Raw genomic sequence first — 15,823 nt, 5'->3', positions numbered from 1 at the left:
GAATATCATGCTGACGATCGAGTTTTGGTCCGATATCCAATGCCCTTGGAGTTATGTCGTTTCGCTGCGTCTGCGCCGTGCGCTGCGCGTCTCCCGCCGCCCGATTCGTGTCCTCTGGCGCTATTGGCCACTCGAGCTCGTCAACCGATGTGCCACCCCACGTTGGCTCCTGGAAGCCGAACGCGTTATTCTCGCCCGTTGCGAGCCGGACGCATTCGCCCCGTGGCAACGGGACGATTTTCCCTCTACTTTCCTTCCTGCAATGGCCCTGGCCGCTGCTGCACGCCAGCAAGACCTCGATTTCGCCGACACCGTCGATCGGGCCGTGAGAGAAGCCTTCTTCCTCGACCAGTGCAATGTCGCCGTCCTACCCGAACTCATCGACATACTCGACCGAAAGGGAATCGCCACTGATCGACTGCAAGACGCATTCTGGTCCGGCAAAGGTTGGCGCGAACTCTGGAATGACTGGCAAGAGAGTCACTCCCGCGCGATACAGGGGAGCCCCCATTTGTTCGTCGTCGAGTTGGGGACGAACGTTCATAGCCCGGGTTTGCGAGAAGGCACCACGCCGCACGGGTTGCCGTTGGTGCTTCATGATGATCCGACGTTCGTCGAAGAGTGGCTCGACCAACTCTGGCGACTCGACGGGGACTCGCTCGACGGATACTGACCGAAGATCAACACGGCATTGTGTCCACCGAAACCGAAAGCATTGCTCATGACGTAGCGAAGGCGCTCTTTCCGTGGTGCATTCGGCACGTAGTCGAGGTCGCAGTCCGGGTCTGGTTCCGAGAGGTGCCAGGTCGGTGGGATGATTTGATGCATCAAAGCGAGTACCGAGATCGCTGCTTCCAGGGCACCAGCTGCGCCCAAGAGGTGTCCGGTGAGTGCCTTCGTCGAACTGACGGGTGGAACAGCCTGTCGACCACCGAAAAATTGCTTCAACGCAGCTGTTTCCGCTGCATCGTTCAGCGGTGTACTCGTTCCATGTGCGTTGATGTAGTCGATGTCTTTGGTCGAGAGCCTAGCATCGTCCAAAGCCTGCCGCATCGCTGCCACTGCGCCCCGCCCATCGGCACAGGGCTGCACGATGTGATGAGCATCCGCCGTCGTCCCATAACCAACGACCTCGGCGAGAATCGGGGCGCCGCGCTCACGCGCAAAGTCTTCAGCTTCCAGCACTAAAATGGCTGCCCCTTCAGCGATCACGAAACCATCGCGCGTACGATCGAACGGGCGACTCGCGGTCTCCGGCTCGTCGTTGCGACGCGACAACGCCTGCAAGGCTGCGAAGCCAGCTACCACGGTGCGTGTCAGCGGTGCCTCGCTCCCACCGGCCAGGGCGATATCGGCCCGACCGTCCCGAATCATCCGAGCAGCCTCACCGATCGCATTGGCACCGCTCGCACATGCCGACAGCGTCGCAAAATTGGGTCCGGTAGCACCGATCTGGATCGCAGTCACTCCTCCAGCCATATCCGCGAGAAACATCGGAATGAGGAAGGGACTGACTTTCCCCGCTCCACGTGTCCGCAATGTCTCGACCCCAGCTTCGAACGTTTCCACTCCACCGAGCGCCGATCCGATCAAGACGGCTGTGCGCTCCGCAAGTCCAGGTGTCAAGTCGAGACGAGCAGCAACTAGAGCCTCTCTCGCCGCAGCGACCGCAAACTGCACGAAGCGATCCGTTCGCCTGACCTCCTTGGTGGGTAAGTACTGTTCGGGTTCGAACCCTCTGACCTCTCCCGCGATCCGACTCGGTAAATCATCCGCCGGTACCCGAGTCAGCCGCGACGTACCAGAGTGTCCATCCATGAGCGCCCGCCACACGGCCGTCGGGTCGTTTCCGATCGGCGTAATCATCCCGATCCCGGTCACCACCACGCGGCGCATCTCAGTTTTCCTTCCCGCGGACCTCGTCCCAATTCAACGACCGCGGTGGACGTCGGTTCTGGAGAGCCGCAACGAGATTCTCGGCCGCCAACTCAGCCATACGCGCACGTGTCGTCTCGCTCGCACTCGCGATGTGCGGCGTGACAATCACGTTCGGGCACTGCAGAAGCGGGTGATCGGCTGGCAACGGCTCAGGATCGGTGACGTCCAACCCTGCGCCCCAGAGATGACCTGTTCGAAGAGCTCTTACCAGGGCCTCGGTATCGACGACGGGACCACGTGCCGTATTGATGAGGATCGATCGAGGCTTCATCAATGCCAGTTCCCGCGCGCCGATCAGCTTTCTGGTTTCTGGTGTCAAAGGCACGTGCAGTGTCACGATGTCGCTTTCCGCCAGAAGCTGCTCGAGGGGGACAAACGTCGCCCTGAGATCTCGCTCAACCTCGGATGACTGCCGGGTCTTGTCAGTGTACAACACTCGCATATCGAATCCACGAGCTCGACGCGCTACTGCGCGGCCGATCCGGCCGAAACCGACGATCCCCAGCGTTGCACCGGAGAGATCGCGCCCGAGGAAGCCGAGTGGTTCCCAAGTTCTCCAGGTACCGGCACGAACGCTTTCAGCCGCCTCGCAGACGCGCCGTGCGACGGCAAGCATTAGCGCCCAGGTAAAGTCGGCTGTTGTTTCCGTCAGAACATCTGGCGTAATGCAGACGACGACACCCCTTCTCGTGCATGCATCGACGTCGATGTTGTCGAAGCCAACCGCCATATTACTCACGACTTTGACGGTCGGTAAGGCGTTGAGCAGCGCTTCGTCGATGCGTTCCGTCAATAGCGTCAGCAATCCATCGGCACCACGCGCGAACTCGATCAGCTCCTCTCGACTCGGTGGAAGCTCTCCCGGCCAAATGCGGTACTCTATGCCAGCTCGCTCGAGAACTTGTAGTCCAGCCTCGGGAATCCGCCTCGTTACGACTACTCGCACGCTCAGCCCTCTCTCCTCGTATCCACCATCCCGATTCGACCTGCTCGCATTCTATCGCTCGTGACACACAGCCGGAACTCGTATCCCGTACTGACACGAGAAACGCCAATTGTCCGCTAGCAGACACCCCGCACTGGAGCACGAAACAGCGTCAAACACAGGAAGCCACCCGATCGGGTGGCTTCCTCATCCGGCTCCCCGAGCAGGATTCGAACCTGCAACCTTGCGGTTAACAGCCGCCTGCTCTACCGTTGAGCTATCGGGGACCGCTCTTCGTTTGTCGCACCCGCATTTTGCCACAACTGCCGTCGAGCCGTCAAGGCAACAGGGTCCTGACCGTCGAGTTGATTTTCACTTTTCGGTCCCGCACACATCGCGAAAACGCTCTCGTGGTACACTGCGGCCGACTGAGTGCAACTGTTCCGGAGGGATGATTGACGATGCTGGTCTTGACGCGACGCGACGTGCAAGAACTCGTGCCGATGTCGAGAGCGATAGAACTCGTCAAGCAGGCCTTCCGCGATCTCTCCCTCGGTCGAGCACAGTCACCGCTGCGGACACCGCTCGAGGTTGTGGACCACAACGGTACCGTCCTCTTCATGCCAGCTTTCGTCCCCTCGACCGGTGGACTCGGCCTGAAGGTCGTCTCGGTGTTTACTGACAACCCGCGCCTGCATAGCAAGCCGACCATTCACGCGGCAGTCCTCACCGTCGACCCGATCACGGGCGAACCGAGCGCGTTGCTCGACGGCACCTATCTCACTGCTCTCCGTACCGGAGCCGCCTCCGGTGCCGCTACCGACCTACTGGCCCGCCACGACGCCGAAACGCTTCTCATCATCGGCGCCGGAGCACAGGGTCCGACGCAGGCATGGGCGGTCCTGACTGTTCGACCGATTCGAAAAGTCTATGTGTACGATCGCAACCGTGAAGCCGCCGCAACCTTCGGTGACCGTCTTCGCCAGCTCATGCCTGATTGTTCAGCCGAGGTCATTCCGATCGAAGATCCGCTCACGGTCTTGCCCCGTGTCGACGTTATCTGTACCGCCACCACAGCTCGAGAACCGCTCTTTCCTGACAAACTCGTACCAGCAGGCGTCCATATCAATGCCATTGGCGCCTTTACTCCCGAGATGCAGGAGATCCCACCGGAAACAGTAGCTCGGGCTTACGTCGTGGTCGACGCGCTGAGCGCAGCGCTCGCCGAGGCAGGTGACCTGATCAAGCCACTTCGCGCTGGTCTCATCGACGAAGAGCATATTCGAACCGAACTCGGTCAGATCGTCGCCGGGGAGAGGCCAGGTCGGACATCGCCCGAGCAAATCACCCTTTTCAAATCAGTGGGTAACGCCGTTCAGGATCTGGCAGTCGCCGCCGAAGCCGTGAGCCAGGCTGTTGCGAGAGGGCGTGGGCTCACGATCTCGTTGTGAAAACCGCGACAAACAAGCATGCCGTCATCGGTGGCAATCTGGGACTCAGCGAAGGATGGATCAGCGTCCGACGCTGAGCGGTTCTCCTGCCGCGATCGGGCAAACTCCTGCGCGACAGCGTCGCTCGGTGATATGTTCGATGAACTCGTCGCGGAAGCGCTCCAGCATGCCGAGTAGCGGCATCGGTGCAACTTGGCCCAGACCGCACAAAGAGAGCTCGATGATGTGCTTGCTTGCATACTGGATGATGTCCAAATCCTCTGGTCGGCCGAATCCATGCCGGATACGATCCAGGATCTCGACCAACGCTGGTGTTCCGAGCCGGCAGGGCGTGCACTTGCCACACGACTCGTAACGACTGAACGCGACGAGATAGCGGGCGAAATCGACCGCACAGACGGACTCGTCGAAAGCGACGAATCCCCCGGAACCGACCATCGCTCCGAGCGGTGTGAGTGCCTCGAAGTCGATGGGCACGTCCAACTCATCCTCGCGCAGAGGACCCGCCGACACACCGCCGGTCTGAATTCCCTTGAGGCGGTAGCCTTCGCGCAGACCGCCGAACACATCGAAGATGAGTTCACGCATCGAGAGACCGAATTCGATCTCGGCGACGCCGAGATACTTGACCGGTCCCTGCATAGTCACGAGTTTGGTCCCAGTGCTTTCTTTGGTACCCAAGGAGGCGTACCAGGAACCACCATTCTGGATGATCGCCGGAATCGAGGCGAACGTTTCGGTATTGTTCAGCACCGTCGGGCGACGCCAGAGTCCTTCTTCCACGGAGCGGGGTGGCTTGGTTCGCGGCTGTCCCCGCTGGCCCATGATCGCGTACATCAAGGCTGAACCTTCGCCACAGATGTACGCACCACCTCCGGTGCGGATCCGCACGTGGCAGGAGAAGCCACTCCCCAGGATGTCGTCACCGAGCAACCCCAATTCATACGCTTGCTCGACGGCACGCTGGAATCGCTGAAGGGCAAGGGCATGTTCGCCGCCGATGTAGTTGTAACCGCAGGGTGTCTCGAGAGCGTAACAGCCGATCAGCAAGCCCTCCAGGACGAGATGCGGGTTCGATTCGAGGAGGCGCCGATCCTTGAAGACGTTCGGTTCTCCCTCATGACTATTGACGACCACATATTTTGGTCGCGCCGGCGTGCGGCGCCCGCTTTCCCATTTGATTCCGGTCGGGAACCCGGCTCCACCCCGGCCGCGCAGGTTAGACGCCTTGACCTCGGCGATGACTTCCTCCGGCGTCATCTCGAAAAGCGCCTTGAGGAAAGCGCGGTAGCCACCGATCGCAATAAAGTCCTCGATCGATTCCGGATCGATGATGCCCGCATGTTCGAGCAACAGCCGGCGCTGGCGTCGGAGAAACGGATGCTCGGTGAGCGGCGGGATACCGTGCCAAGCCCCGGCAGCTCGGACACCGAGCGCCCAGTCTGGCCGGAGATCGCCACGACGGAGCGCGTCCAGCAGCTCAGGGACACGGTCTGTCGTCATCCAGCCGTAGACGATCGGCGGGTGCCCGGGGAGCTTCACTTCGACGAACGGCTCGGCGAAGCACCAACCACCACAGCCGACCTGCCGGAGCACAGCTGGGATATGTCCTTCGGAGAGGTGCAGCGACAAGTTCCGGTACGTCTCCAACGCCCCCTTCGCGATACTGCACCCGCTTATCCCCACCGAAATCACCCACTGGTCTTCTGACCACAGCCGCTCCCACCGTGCACGTGCCTCCGCAGCGTACTGCTCGAACGCTGCCCGATCACTCAATCGTTTCATCGTTACTCCCTACCCTCCGGCACGCTCGAAGCTCCTCGACGAGCTCCCGCAAGCGATTCGCATCGAGCTGTCCGATGTACTCGTGATGATCGAGTTGAGCAACGGGCGCCAAGTCGCACGCCCCCAAGCATCCATCGAAAACGTGCACGGTCAAAAGACCGTCGGAAGTCGTTCCGTCCTCACCGAGACGGTATTCGGTCCGCAAAGCATCGACAACCTTCTGTGACCCAGCGATATAGCATGCGGCACCGTGACAGAGCCACAGGAAATGCTCACCCGGTGGTTCGGTGCGAAAGTCTGCGTAGAAGGTAAGCAGTCCATAGACCCGATTGATCGTCACGCCCAGATGCTCAGCAATGAGTTGCGCGGCCTGCGGCGGTACCCACCCGTAAAGATGCTGCGCTTCCTGGCAAGCACCGACAACCAGTTCCTGTGCCTCCTGGTGGTCTCGAGGGCGATACCGTTCCTCGAGGATACGTCGGAGTGGCTGGAGATCGATCTCCCGGCGAGCCGTTTCCCTTTCCTCCATCACCCGATCCTCTCGCTCATCCGGGGCCAGTATACGCAGACGGGTCAGCATTCAGCGAGCCAGGCTATACTTACTCTCGAATCGGAGGAATTCCGGATGTTCTGGCTGGACCGACTCGTCGAAGAGCGTATCCGCGAAGCACAAGAGGCTGGTGCCTTCCGCAATTTGACTGGTGAGGGGCGGCCCCTTCCACCCGACGACGGCAGTCCCAGCGAAGTATGGGCCGCACATCGGATTCTAAAAAAGAATGGGCTCCTTCCCGATTGGTTACAGCTACGGAAGGAAATCTACACGGAGCGTGCCCTGGTTCGGCAGGCCTGGGACGAGTACTGGCGAGCGGCAGAAGAATTCGATCGAAGCGACCCCGGGAACGTCGCCATCCTGCGTCGCTTGGCATGGCGTTATCGGGAACTGGCCCGCGCCGTCAACAAGAAGATCGATCTCCACAATCTTCGTTGTCCATCATTGGGGCATGAACTCGTACGCTTTCCTGAGGACATGATCGAACGTGAGTGGCGTCGTCGCGGGGAATCCCCACCCTGAGGTTAGCTCATCGACCTCCACCGTTACCGGAGTAACCGAATAACCGCTGGAAATCTCCATCGAAGTGTTCGAGAAAAGTCCGGATCTCCTCGACATCACGTTCGGTTACGGGTTCCCTCTTCGAATGAGCTGAGCTCACCGCAAACTCCTCCTCACCGATGACCGCAGCGATCAAACTCGAGACGCCACAGGAGCGACAGGTCAGCCGGAACGCCCAGGTCGAACGAGAGCGTCCGAGCGCCTGCAGGTCCTCCGGGTCGAATCGTTGGCCACAGACAGCGCACCGCTCGACCAAATTGAGCACGATCGCTCGAACACGTTCCCAGCGCGGATCCATGCTTCTCCTACTTCTTATCCAAGTCATCGAGATCGAGCGACTCGATCACCTCTCGGAAAACCGACAAATCTGCCTCGGAGATCGATTCTTCTGATTCGACACGCTCGATTTCCGGCGGCTCGAATTCTGCCTCGCTCTCCGATTCCTCTTCACTCTCCAAACGGACACCCGCGCGATCCATCACCGACTCATCCACATAAATCGGCACCTTAGCGCGGACCGCAAGAGCGATCGCATCGCTCGGTCGACTGTCGATCTCGATGCGTCGGCCATTGACCGTGAGGACGATCCGAGCATAAAAGATCTCCTGAGCGAGATCCGTGACCGCTACCTCCCGGATCTCCGCCCCGAGTTCAGCGATGATCGTGCGCAGGAGGTCATACGGCAGCGGGCGGGCAGGCGTCATGCCCTGGATCGCCATCGCGATCGCCTCGGCCTCGAAGGGACCGATCCAGATCGGGAGGTGCCGATCTCCATGGACCTCCCTCAGGAGCACGACCCGATGCTGTGTCACCAAGCTGACGCGGATGCTATCGACAACCGTCTCGATCATACCCTGCACCTTCCTCTGGCGCGCTCACATTTTCGTACAGGGTCCCTCCCGCCACGCCCACACGTTGTACTCCACGCGTCATCACCATTCTACACTCCTGGGCCGGTCACTCCAAGGCGTACGCTGGCGTGCCCAAAAGTTTCGCCTCATCCGGCGGCCAGTACGTGAGCCACGCCTTCCCGATGATCGACGACATCGGTACCGCACCGAAGACTCGCGAGTCACTGCTGTTGTTCCGGTTGTCCCCCATCACGAAGACATGCCCCGGCTCCACCACGTACTCATGATTCAGCGCCATTCCTCGCCACATCGTCGGTTCGGTCAGATAAGGCTCGACGAGACGCTTCCCGTCGATGTAGACAGCCCCGTCCCGGATTTCGACGTGCTCCCCAGGCAAGGCGATGATCCGCTTGACATACGGCTCGCTTCCTCCGTTCGGGGGTCGAAAGACGATGATATCACCACGCTTCGGCTGACCGAACGGGTACCAGACCCAATCCTGGTCGATCTCGACTCCCGGCAGAGCTGCCAGCCATCGACCGAGCGGGATTCCCATATACGCACGTCGGTTGACGATGAGCATCTCCCCATTGTGCAGTGTCGGCTCCATACTGGAACCGTCCACGCGATAGTTCAGGATGAGCCCCCGGATAGCGACGAAAAGAACGAGCGCGATCAGGAGTGTTTCAGCAAGATCCCAAGCGAATGATCGCCGACGCGCCTCCTCTTTCGCTGTCCCCACCGGCTTATGCTCGCCCTCGAGATCCCTCATCGCACCTGGCTCCAAGTCTCATCGGTGACCATCCGGACGCCGATTATATCCGGTGAAGAGCATGCGGACGCGGCAGGAGGAGCAGCTCCCATAAGGCACCTCAGTCAGGGTTCGTTGATCGCCCGACGTTATCGGATCCTGAGAGAACTCGGCAATGGCGGAATGAGTACCGTCTTCCTCGCCCGAGACGAACGGTTCTTCCAAGTAGAAGGATCGTGTGCCAGCAAAGTCATGCGGCGGAGTGATGATTCCACTGTGCGCGAACTCCACCCTCGAGCAAGAAGCGGCACTTCTCGCCACACTGCGCCATCCAGCCATCCCCCAGGTCTATGACTTCCTCGCCGAACAGTCTGGCTGTTGTCTCGAACTCGAGTTCGCACCCGGAGAAGACCTCGAACGGTACCTCGCACGCACCGGCCAACCCGTTATCGAGTCACTCCTCATCCACTGGGCGGTCCAGTTACTCGATGTTCTCTCGTCTCTCCAGACTCAACAATCACAACCGATCATGTTTCGTGATCTCAGGCCATCGCACATCAATCTCTGACCGGACGAGACGCTCTGCCTCATCGATGTCGGCATCGCTCGACTGTTCCAACCACTCTGCCGCGACACGGTCGTCGGTACAGTCGGCTACGCACCACCTGAATGATCACGCGGGATCATCGATCCACGCGGTGACCTCTCTGCACCGGGAGCAACGCTTTATCACTTCGCAACGAGCGTCGATCGCCGCGACCAACCACCTTTCTCGCTGTCCCAAACCCCGTCCCGGCGGTTCGATCCCAAACTCATGAGACTGTCCAGAACATTGTTCTCCAGGCACTGGCCTACGATCCCAGACAGCGTTTCTCCGATGCCGGATTGATGGCCGCAGCACGGCGCGCTCTGCGCGATACACCCCCAAGTCGTTCTTCGGCAACAAGCAGTCGCCAGACCGATCTCGTAACCCGACTACTGCCCCAAGAGGGATCGGATTCTCGCGTCCTCTCACACCGATGACGAAGTGCGTGCATCAGTCATCCTGGACAACTCGCTCGTCGCGGATCGTCCTGGCGTCGCTCGACGGCACGGTCACCTGCCTGCAGTGTAATGGCACTATCATCGGGAGACGCTGCTTCGAGCAAACCTTCGTGGCATCCCCGATAAGATGGTCGAACCTGCTGATACTCGTCGGCAATGTTGGAACGATCCATGCCTGCGCCCCCTTGCTGGTAACGTGATCCAGGAAGTCACCTACCTGGCGCAGATCGCGAGCACACCAACTTCTTGCGGATTCCACATTGCTGATCGCGACCGGGGCAGATACGCTCATCCAGCTCGTAGCAGATGAACCGATAAACGAGACGATCGACCTCGGCACTCCCGGTGTCCCGACACCACTCGAGGGCCGAGGCGTCTCCTATCTTGGAACCTCGGACAGTCGGATCTCAGTTATACGGCTCGCACTGGATTCGAGGAGGAACGAAGCATGCACCAAGTCATCGCGCATGTCCTGAACGACGACCCGTTCGTCGCCGAAGTCGATAAACCCCCTGATCCGCAACACCAGTCCGTGTTCCTACGGAAGCCGCGGCGATTCGACGGCGAACGCTTGACCACCACCGCTCAGAGAGTGATCACTGTGCTGTACCCGTGGCATCGCATCACATACATCGAACTCCTGGACGAGGGGAGCGACCAGCGTCCAAGTCAGCTCGTCACTGTCGTCCGCGACGAGCACTGAGATTCACTCACGAACGCGGCTCGTCTCCCGAAACCTCGGCAGTCGCTTCGCGCGTCGCGGTTCGGAACTCTCGGATCGTGCGTCCGATGGCACTACCGATCTCCGGTAGCCGACCGGCGCCGAAAACGACGAGCACGATCAGCAGGACGAGCAGCAATTCCTGCCAGCCGAATGAGGGGAGCAAAAGCGGATACACCGAATGCCTCCAGTCATGTGCACCAAGCACGCAGTGTCGAGTATAGGCGAAAGAGCGAGAGCACGCTACCCCGCGATCCGATACCAGCGCGGAAGCTGCCGGAGATGATCTTCGGGTCGAATGAGCGGTGCAGCATCGACACCGCCGATGCGATCACTCATCACGAAGCAATAACGGGGGTAGTAGAGGACGATCGCCGGCACGTATTCGGCGAAGAGTCGCTGGAACTCGACGTAAAGAGATCGTCGCTCGTCCTGATCGGATACCTGTCTGGCCTTCTCGAGGAGCACATCGATTGTGCGGCTCCGGAAACCCGTGATGTTCGCCCCTTCCTCGGCTTGCGAGGAATGCCAGAACTCGAACATGTCCGGATCGCCGGTCAGGGACATCCATCCGAACACAGCAGCAGTGTACTCGCGATTCAACAGTTGTCGCTGGAGTGTCGCCGATGCCACCGGCTGAACGGTGACGCTGATACCGATTTCCGCCAGTTGCTGCGCCACTGCCTGAGCGACAGCCACTCGTTGCGGATCATCGACGTTCGTCAAGAGCGTAAAGCGAAAGGTCAACCCTTCCTTGTCCAGGACCCCATCACCGTTGCGATCTTCCCACCCTGCCTCTCGAAGAAGGCTCAGTGCTGCCGCACGATCGAAGCGATACTCTTGCGCTTGATAAGCCCATGAAGCTGGGGGAATCGGTCCATTTCCTGGTTCAGCCCAATTGTTGAGTACATCGCGGACTAACTGGACACGATCGATCGCGAGAGACAACGCCTGACGGACCCGGACATCGGCGAAAAACTGTGCCTGACTGTTCAGAAAGAGCGCTGTATACCCAGCGAGTAATGGAGCGTAGATGCGGACGCGAGAACCCATCAACTTCGGGTCACCGAGCGCTCCCCACGGCACCAGATCGACCGCGTCCAGATCACCGCGCCGAAAGGCAGCCAGGGCCTCATCGACCGATTCGAAGAAATGCAACTCCACTCGCTCGAACAGAGGAGTCGGCCTCCGGTATGATTCGTGCCGAGCGAGTTCGATCACTCCCCGGTCTCGATCGACCCGAACAACCCGGTACGGCCCACTCCCGATAGGCTGTGACTCGAAGCGACTGCGTAGTAAGTCACTCACCACCGTCCCCGCCAGGACATGTTCTGGCAGGATCGGCAGCGACAGGTAGGTCGGGAATGGGGCATACGGCTCGGGCAGACGAAAACGAACCGATTCTGCATCGACGACCTCGACGGTAACCGTTCGCCAGAAGTTTGCCATCGTCTCGTTTCTTGGAAAACGAGGGTCCTGGAGAAGGCGTATCGTGAAAAGGACATCGCGGGCAGTAACCGGTTCACCGTCATGCCACTGGGCATCCGGCCGGAGAAAAAAGGTGTATTCTAATCCATCATCACTCATCGTCCAGCGCTCCGCCAGCGCTGGCTGCGGTACTCCGCTTCCGTCTACCCAAACCAGCCCCTCGAACACGAGCACGCTCACCGCCGCTTCCGCCGTCGACTCGGCGAGCAACGGATTGAGCGTCTCGATACGGCCTATAATCCCCTCGCGGAACGTTCCTCCCTCGATTTGAGCGGGCTCAGCCGAGGGGCTCGGGAGCACCGACTCACTCCGAATCGGTGTCATGCTCGAAGCACTGCGAGGGGGTAGATGGAGTCGCCAAAGAACGAGTATTCCGCTGACCAGGACAACCAGCAGCGAACTCGCCAGCCAGAGCGCCCACCAGCGCACTCGGCGGAATCGCTGGAGTGACGTGCGTCCCCGAACAGTCGTCAACCGGGTGACCCTTCGTCGAAGTCAGCCTAGAGCAGCCACTGCCCCAAGAGGGAGAGAACGACGAAAATGACCGCAACACCGATCGTCAACTGGAACAGCGTCTTCTCTAGGCCTCGCCGCGTGCGATAGATTGCTGACGTATCTCCACCGAAAGCACCACTGAACCCGGACGCCTTGGATTGCAGCAGGATCACCATCATCAACAAGAGCGAAACCAAAATGATCGCGACGTAGAACGCCGTCTCCACGGTCCCTAGCCTCCTTCGGCGATACGCTGGGCACGTTCCACAGCAGCCTCCACAATGCTACAGAACTCGCGGGCATCCAAACTCGCCCCACCGACGAGCGCCCCATCGATATCGCCGACCGCCAGAAAGTCAGCTGCGTTGGCAGCCGTGACGCTCCCACCGTAGAGGATACGGAGCCCTTCGCTGATCCCCGACCCGAATCGTTCCCGGAACCAGGCACGGATCCAAGAAGCGACGAGCTCGGCATCCGCGGAGGTAGCTGGGCGACCCGTCCCGATTGCCCATACCGGCTCGTACGCGATGACCAGTCGCGCGACCTGCCCGCTCTCGAGATCGCTGCATGCCGCTGCGATCTGTCGCTCGACAATGTCTCTCGTCGCGCCTGACTCCCGTTCTTCGAGCGTCTCCCCGACGCACAGGATCGGCTGGAGGCCGTTCCGCAACACAGCACGGAGCTTGGCAGCGACCACTGCATCCGTTTCACCGAACAAGCGTCGGCGTTCGCTGTGACCGACGATCACATAGCGGCAAAATGGGGCCACCATCTTGGCAGACACTTCGCCCGTATAGGCGCCCTCGTCGAAGGCACTGCAGGTCTGGGCGCCCAGCGAAATCGAACTTCCGTTAAGTTGCCGAGACAGCGGCACGATCCAGGGGAACGGTGGGATGAGGACTACCTCGGCATACTCCGCCATTCCACAACGAGCCTGGATCGCACGAGCTAACTCCAGCGCCTGCTCGTAGGTCGTGTGCATCTTCCAGTTACCGGCGATCAGCGGTCTTCGCATCCTCCACTCTCAGGCTTCTTCCATGAGCACCGCAACTCCAGGAAGTTCGCGACCTTCCAAATACTCGAGTGTCGCCCCTCCACCGGTGGAGAGATGCCCAACGCGCTCGGCTAGACCGAGTTCCTGAAGCGCAGCCGCGGAATCGCCCCCACCCACGAGCGTAAAACCAGAACATCCGGCGACTGCTTCGGCGATCCCTTTCGTTCCCTCGCGGAACTCGGGAACCTCGTACACACCCATCGGACCATTCCAGACCAAGAGGCGGGCACCAGCGATCACCGCTGAGTACGCCCGCACCGTCTCGGGTCCGATATCGTAAACCGCTTGATCAGGAGGGATCGCGGTAACCGGTACGATGCGGCGCTGGGAGACAGCGCTCATCGTCGGTGCGACGACCACGTCGCGCGGAAGCTCGACGCGCACACCGCGCGCGGCCGCTAGATCGAGAATGCGCTGTGCCTCGGGAACCTTTTCTTCCTCGACCAACGAGCGCCCTGTCTCGAGCCCCCGTGCCCGCAAAAAGGTGTTTGCCATCCCGCCACCGAGCAGGAGCGCATCGGCACGCGGTAGTAAGTTCTCGATCACCCCGATCTTGTCGGATACCTTTGCGCCGCCGAGCACGAGGACGAACGGTCGCTCGTCACTGCGGAGGACCCGTTCCAACGCTTGGACTTCCCGCTCCATGAGAAACCCGGCAGCACTCGGTAATAAACGAGCGACCGCAACGACCGATGCATGCGCGCGATGCGCTGCACCGAAGGCATCGTTCACGTAGCAATCGGCCAGAGCGGCTAAGGCTGCTGCGAATTCTGCATCGTTCTGTTCTTCTCGCGGATCGAAGCGGAGGTTTTCTAGCATGCCTACTTCGCCTGGTTGCAAGCGTCGGGCCATTTCCTGCGCTTCCGGTCCGACGATGTCACGCACCGAGCGAACGGGTTGCCCGAGAAGCCCGCTCAGCGTCGCCGCCACCGGAGCGAGTCGCAACTCCTCGCGCACCTGTCCCTTCGGCCGTCCGAGATGAGAGCAGAGGATGATCCGCGCCCGCCGCTCGAGCAACCACTGCAACGTCGGCAAGGTAGCCCGGATGCGGGTATCGTCGACAACGCGTCCTCCCTCGAGCGGAACATTGTAATCGACCCGAACGAGGACACGGCGCTCCTCGACCTCCAGGTCGCGTACCGTTCGCAACCGCCTCGCCACCGCTATACCCCCGCGTCGCCTCGTCACTCTTCCTGGAAACAGCCGATCATCATGTAATAGGCAAGATCGGCGACGCGGCAGGAGTACCCCCACTCGTTGTCGTACCACGCAACCACTTTCGCCAGCGTTCCATCGAGCACCATGGTGCTCAAGCCATCCACGATCGCTGATCGCGAGTCACCGCGGAAGTCACTCGAGACCAGCGGCTCTTCGGTGTAGCCGAGAATGCCGTTCAGCTCGTTCTCCGCCGCCTCCCGGAAGGCCGCATTGATCTCCTCCGCGGTGGCTTGACGCGAAAGCTCTACGACGAAGTCGATGACCGACACGGTAGCGACGGGCACACGCATCGCAAAGCCGTCGAACTTCCCCTTCAACTCGGGCAACACGAGTGCGACCGCTCGTGCTGCGCCGGTCGTGGTTGGCACGATGTTCATCGCTGCCGCGCGCGCACGCCGCAGGTCACGGTGTGGCGCATCCAACAACTGCTGGTCGTTGGTATACGCATGGACCGTCGTCATGAGCCCGCGCACGATGCCGAAGTGCTCGTGAAGAACTTTCGCGACCGGTGCGAGACAATTGGTCGTGCAGGACGCGTTAGAAACGATGTGATGCCGAGTCGGATCGTACGCATCCTCGTTGACACCCAACACGATCGTGATGTCCTCACCCTTGGCAGGAGCCGAGATGATCACCTTTTGAGCTCCCGCTTCCAGATGCGCTCGCGCTTTGGCTGCATCGGTAAACAAGCCCGTCGACTCGATCACGAGTTCGACTTCCAAGTCTCGCCAGGGAATCTTTCCCGGCTCCCGTTCCGCGAAGACACGGATCTCGCGACCATCGACCACGATCGAATCCTCGGTCGCAGTCACCTCGCCATCCCAGCGTCCGTACGTCGAATCCCACGCGAAGAGATGCGCGAGCGTCGAGGGAGTCGTGAGGTCATTAACCGCGACCACCTCCAGTTCGTCGTCGTACCCCTCCAGGATCGCCTTGAGCACTTGCCGCCCGATTCGCCCGAACCCGTTGATGCCCACACGAACCGCCACAA

19 protein-coding genes and 1 tRNA gene are annotated in these 15,823 nt (G+C 60.4%); 5 read left to right on the top strand and 15 right to left on the bottom strand.

Translation table 11 applies throughout. From position 1 onward, the window contains the following. Nucleotides 1-7: 7 nt before the first annotated feature. Nucleotides 8-673, top strand: a complete 666-nt coding sequence (locus tag TRD_RS14095) for a DsbA family oxidoreductase (RefSeq protein WP_081433395.1) — start codon at nt 8-10, stop codon at nt 671-673. Here TRD_RS14095 and fabF read toward each other — a convergent pair. The 3 genes from fabF to TRD_RS03640 all read right to left on the bottom strand — a co-directional run bounded on the left by fabF (nt 595) and on the right by TRD_RS03640 (nt 3,150). Beyond that, a complete protein-coding gene (gene fabF, locus TRD_RS03650; protein ID WP_012642182.1) occupies nt 595-1,896 on the bottom strand; it encodes a beta-ketoacyl-ACP synthase II in 1,302 nt (433 codons plus the stop codon). The genes TRD_RS14095 and fabF overlap by 79 nt on opposite strands. A gap of 1 nt (nt 1,897) precedes the next feature. After that, complete coding sequence (locus TRD_RS03645) at nt 1,898-2,884, bottom strand: 2-hydroxyacid dehydrogenase (protein WP_012642181.1); 987 nt, start codon at nt 2,882-2,884, stop codon at nt 1,898-1,900. A gap of 194 nt (nt 2,885-3,078) precedes the next feature. Further along, nucleotides 3,079-3,150, bottom strand: a tRNA-Asn gene (locus tag TRD_RS03640). 174 nt (nt 3,151-3,324) lie between these two features. On the opposite strand from TRD_RS03640, the gene TRD_RS03635 reads away from it, so the two are divergent. Beyond that, the gene (locus TRD_RS03635) at nt 3,325-4,314 is read left to right on the top strand and encodes an ornithine cyclodeaminase family protein (protein WP_012642180.1); all 990 of its coding nucleotides are present in this window, start codon (nt 3,325-3,327) and stop codon (nt 4,312-4,314) included. Between the two features lie 60 nt (nt 4,315-4,374). On the opposite strand, the gene TRD_RS03630 is transcribed toward TRD_RS03635, so the two are convergent. Both TRD_RS03630 and TRD_RS03625 read right to left on the bottom strand, forming a co-directional pair. After that, nucleotides 4,375-6,099 (bottom strand): complex I 51 kDa subunit family protein, encoded by a 1,725-nt coding sequence (locus tag TRD_RS03630; protein ID WP_012642179.1) that lies wholly within the window; start codon nt 6,097-6,099, stop codon nt 4,375-4,377. Then, nucleotides 6,083-6,628: an NADH-quinone oxidoreductase subunit NuoE family protein gene (locus TRD_RS03625; protein ID WP_041435951.1), complete on the bottom strand. Its 546-nt coding sequence runs from the start codon at nt 6,626-6,628 to the stop codon at nt 6,083-6,085. The genes TRD_RS03630 and TRD_RS03625 overlap by 17 nt, the downstream gene beginning before the upstream one ends. Nucleotides 6,629-6,724: 96 nt before the next feature. Here TRD_RS03625 and TRD_RS13525 point away from each other — a divergent pair, with 96 nt between their 5' ends. After that, the gene (locus TRD_RS13525; RefSeq protein ID WP_012642177.1) at nt 6,725-7,171 is read left to right on the top strand and encodes a DnaJ family domain-containing protein; all 447 of its coding nucleotides are present in this window, start codon (nt 6,725-6,727) and stop codon (nt 7,169-7,171) included. A 7-nt stretch (nt 7,172-7,178) separates the two neighbouring features. On the opposite strand, the gene TRD_RS03615 is transcribed toward TRD_RS13525, so the two are convergent. The 3 genes from TRD_RS03615 to lepB all read right to left on the bottom strand — a co-directional run bounded on the left by TRD_RS03615 (nt 7,179) and on the right by lepB (nt 8,833). After that, nucleotides 7,179-7,508 (bottom strand): hypothetical protein, encoded by a 330-nt coding sequence (locus TRD_RS03615; protein WP_012642176.1) that lies wholly within the window; start codon nt 7,506-7,508, stop codon nt 7,179-7,181. A gap of 7 nt (nt 7,509-7,515) precedes the next feature. After that, on the bottom strand, nt 7,516-8,061 hold the full coding sequence (locus TRD_RS03610) for a bifunctional nuclease family protein (protein WP_012642175.1): 546 nt from the start codon (nt 8,059-8,061) through the stop codon (nt 7,516-7,518). Between the two features lie 106 nt (nt 8,062-8,167). After that, nucleotides 8,168-8,833, bottom strand: coding sequence for a signal peptidase I (gene lepB, locus TRD_RS03605; RefSeq protein ID WP_012642174.1), 666 nt, complete (start codon nt 8,831-8,833; stop codon nt 8,168-8,170). A gap of 244 nt (nt 8,834-9,077) precedes the next feature. Between lepB and TRD_RS13520 the strand changes: the two genes are divergently transcribed. Further along, nucleotides 9,078-9,380: a protein kinase domain-containing protein gene (locus TRD_RS13520; protein WP_012642172.1), complete on the top strand. Its 303-nt coding sequence runs from the start codon at nt 9,078-9,080 to the stop codon at nt 9,378-9,380. Between the two features lie 472 nt (nt 9,381-9,852). On the opposite strand, the gene TRD_RS14820 is transcribed toward TRD_RS13520, so the two are convergent. Next, nucleotides 9,853-10,029, bottom strand: coding sequence for a hypothetical protein (locus TRD_RS14820; protein WP_012642171.1), 177 nt, complete (start codon nt 10,027-10,029; stop codon nt 9,853-9,855). A gap of 275 nt (nt 10,030-10,304) precedes the next feature. Between TRD_RS14820 and TRD_RS03590 the strand changes: the two genes are divergently transcribed. After that, a complete protein-coding gene (locus tag TRD_RS03590) occupies nt 10,305-10,559 on the top strand; it encodes a hypothetical protein (RefSeq protein ID WP_012642170.1) in 255 nt (84 codons plus the stop codon). A gap of 7 nt (nt 10,560-10,566) precedes the next feature. Here the strand turns inward: TRD_RS03590 and tatA are convergent, their stop codons facing one another. The 6 genes from tatA to gap form a co-directional block, all read right to left on the bottom strand. Continuing rightward, a complete protein-coding gene (tatA, locus tag TRD_RS03585) occupies nt 10,567-10,755 on the bottom strand; it encodes a twin-arginine translocase TatA/TatE family subunit (RefSeq protein ID WP_012642169.1) in 189 nt (62 codons plus the stop codon). A gap of 65 nt (nt 10,756-10,820) precedes the next feature. Then, complete coding sequence (locus tag TRD_RS03580; protein ID WP_012642168.1) at nt 10,821-12,539, bottom strand: peptide ABC transporter substrate-binding protein; 1,719 nt, start codon at nt 12,537-12,539, stop codon at nt 10,821-10,823. Nucleotides 12,540-12,565: 26 nt separating this feature from the next. Further along, nucleotides 12,566-12,787: a preprotein translocase subunit SecG gene (secG, locus tag TRD_RS03575; RefSeq protein ID WP_012642167.1), complete on the bottom strand. Its 222-nt coding sequence runs from the start codon at nt 12,785-12,787 to the stop codon at nt 12,566-12,568. 5 nt (nt 12,788-12,792) lie between these two features. Further along, a complete protein-coding gene (gene tpiA, locus TRD_RS03570) occupies nt 12,793-13,575 on the bottom strand; it encodes a triose-phosphate isomerase (RefSeq protein WP_012642166.1) in 783 nt (260 codons plus the stop codon). A gap of 9 nt (nt 13,576-13,584) precedes the next feature. Next, on the bottom strand, nt 13,585-14,763 hold the full coding sequence (locus tag TRD_RS03565; RefSeq protein ID WP_012642165.1) for a phosphoglycerate kinase: 1,179 nt from the start codon (nt 14,761-14,763) through the stop codon (nt 13,585-13,587). Nucleotides 14,764-14,798: 35 nt separating this feature from the next. Beyond that, nucleotides 14,799-15,821: a type I glyceraldehyde-3-phosphate dehydrogenase gene (gap, locus tag TRD_RS03560; RefSeq protein ID WP_012642164.1), complete on the bottom strand. Its 1,023-nt coding sequence runs from the start codon at nt 15,819-15,821 to the stop codon at nt 14,799-14,801. Nucleotides 15,822-15,823 lie beyond the last annotated feature (2 nt).

The organism is Thermomicrobium roseum DSM 5159, assembly GCF_000021685.1.
Classification (GTDB): domain Bacteria; phylum Chloroflexota; class Chloroflexia; order Thermomicrobiales; family Thermomicrobiaceae; genus Thermomicrobium; species Thermomicrobium roseum.
The sequence above is the reverse complement of the archived record's forward strand: the minus strand, read 5'-3'. Positions and strand labels throughout refer to the sequence as shown.